Origin of the sequence: Arthrobacter sp. H20 (assembly GCF_000520515.1) — a bacterium.
Lineage (GTDB): Bacteria > Actinomycetota > Actinomycetes > Actinomycetales > Micrococcaceae > Arthrobacter_D.
Genome location: NZ_KI914717.1, coordinates 69184 through 71071 on the forward strand (window position 1 = coordinate 69184; position 1888 = coordinate 71071).

2 protein-coding genes and 1 pseudogene are annotated in these 1888 nt (G+C 63.1%); 2 read left to right on the top strand and 1 reads right to left on the bottom strand.

Features of this window, described 5'->3' with window-relative positions; translation table 11 throughout:
- The first annotated feature begins 251 nt into the window (after positions 1-251).
- A complete protein-coding gene (gene fbaA, locus Y703_RS0105270; RefSeq protein ID WP_026551871.1) occupies positions 252-1271 on the top strand; it encodes a class II fructose-bisphosphate aldolase in 1020 nt (339 codons plus the stop codon).
- Position 1272: 1 nt separating this feature from the next.
- Complete coding sequence (locus Y703_RS0105275; RefSeq protein ID WP_026551872.1) at positions 1273-1692, top strand: DUF3151 domain-containing protein; 420 nt, start codon at positions 1273-1275, stop codon at positions 1690-1692.
- A 12-nt stretch (positions 1693-1704) separates the two neighbouring features.
- Here Y703_RS0105275 and Y703_RS22310 read toward each other — a convergent pair.
- Positions 1705-1888, bottom strand: a pseudogene (locus Y703_RS22310) (hypothetical protein); the annotation flags it as partial.

Below are 1888 nucleotides of genomic sequence, written 5' to 3' on the forward strand. Positions count from 1 at the left end.
CCATCAACGCGTCGGCCGCCGCCGCGATCGCCATGCACGGGTGGGTCCGTCGGCACGTCTTTGGCCAGGGCGTCTAGGGCCAGGGCTGAAACCAGCTGCCCAGATACTGCCCCCAGGGTCAGGGCTGCCGGGAGGAAGCGGCAATCCTTGGCGTGAGGGCCGTTTCTGCGGATCGAGCAGTCGAATAGGATGGATTGAGCGGTCCGTTATCCAGCCCGCCTGTTTAGCACGCATTCCACAAAGGAGTCCTTATGCCTATCGCAACACCTGAGATCTATTCAGAAATGATCGACCGTGCCAAGGCCGGGGGCTTCGCGTATCCGGCCGTGAACGTGACTTCCTCCCAGACCCTCAACGCGGCGATGCGTGGGTTCGCTGAAGCCGGCTCGGACGGCATCGTGCAGGTGTCCACCGGCGGAGCGGCTTACTGGTCCGGCGCGTCGGTCAAAGACATGGTGGTTGGTTCCCTTGGGTTCGCTGCGTTCGCGCACGAGGTGGCGAAGAAGTACGACGTCAACATCGCCCTGCACACCGATCACTGCCCCAAGGACAAGCTTGACGCGTTTGTTCTTCCCCTTCTGGCGGCGTCGGAGGAGGCAGTCAAGCGCGGCGGTAACCCGTTGTTCCAGTCGCATATGTGGGACGGTTCAGCCGAAACCCTCGAAGAGAACCTGCGGATCGCCAAGGACATCCTGCCCCGCGCGGCAGCTGCGAAGATCATCCTTGAGGTAGAGATTGGCACCGTCGGCGGCGAAGAGGACGGGGTGGAAAATGCTATCAACGACAAGCTCTACACCACTGTTGAAGACGCGCTCGCCACAGTTGAAGCACTGGGCTCGGGCGAGCACGGCCGCTACCTGACGGCTCTGACCTTCGGTAACGTGCACGGCGTGTACAAGCCCGGCGGTGTGAAGCTGCGCCCCGAGATCCTCAAGGACATCCAGGACCAGATCGGCGCGAAGCTGGGGAAGGACAAGCCCTTTGACCTGGTATTCCACGGCGGGTCCGGCTCCTCGGCTCAGGAAATCTCGGACGCAGTCTCCTTCGGTGTCATTAAAATGAACATCGACACTGACACCCAGTACGCGTTCACCCGCCCAGTGGCCGACCACATGCTGAAGAACTACGACGGCGTGCTGAAGGTTGACAACGAAGTAGGCAACAAGAAGGTCTATGACCCACGGGTGTGGGGCGCGGCAGCCGAGGCAGGCCTAGCCGCCCGTGTGGTCGAGGCGGCCGCATCACTGGGTTCCGCCGGAAAGAAGCTCTAGGATGTCGGACGAGTTCCGTCGAAATCTTCTCGGCCCCGAACCCACACTGCTCCCTGAGGAGACGGACCTGGGCGCACGGATCGATGCCGGTGACGAGGCGGTAGACCTCGCGGCCAAGTATCCGACGTCGTCGCTTGTGTGGGCCATCCTCGCGGACGAGGCTTACGCTGAGGGGCGCACCATCGAGTCCTACGCGTACGCCCGTACCGGCTACCACCGCGGCCTTGACGCGCTGCGCCGAAACGGCTGGCGCGGCACCGGACCCGTTCCGTACTCGCATGAGCCCAACCGTGGGTTCCTTCGCTCGCTGTATGCGCTGGGCAGGGCAGCGGCCTCCATCGGCGAAATTGACGAGGCTGAGCGGATCGCCAAGTTCCTCGGTGAATCAGACCCGGAAGCCAGCAAGCAGCTCGGCAGCTAGGACGTTTGGTAGTTACACGGATGGGCGCTTGATGCTGGTCACCACGGTGACCAGCATCGGCGTTGCCGGGGCGGAGCTGAATCCGAACCGCACCGGAGGGGTCAACTGGGCGATTGCTCCCAGATCCTCGCCGTCCCAGCGTGCCGATGCCGCTGTGACTTTCCGGGCTGTGGTGACCCCGTAATACTCAGTGCGG

Bases quoted from the DNA above. Each gene is read 5' to 3' on its own strand.
- Y703_RS0105275 (WP_026551872.1), top strand. From the start codon at position 1,273: ATGTCGGACGAGTTCCGTCGAAATCTTCTCGGCCCCGAACCCACACTG.
- fbaA (WP_026551871.1), top strand. From the start codon at position 252: ATGCCTATCGCAACACCTGAGATCTATTCAGAAATGATCGACCGTGCC.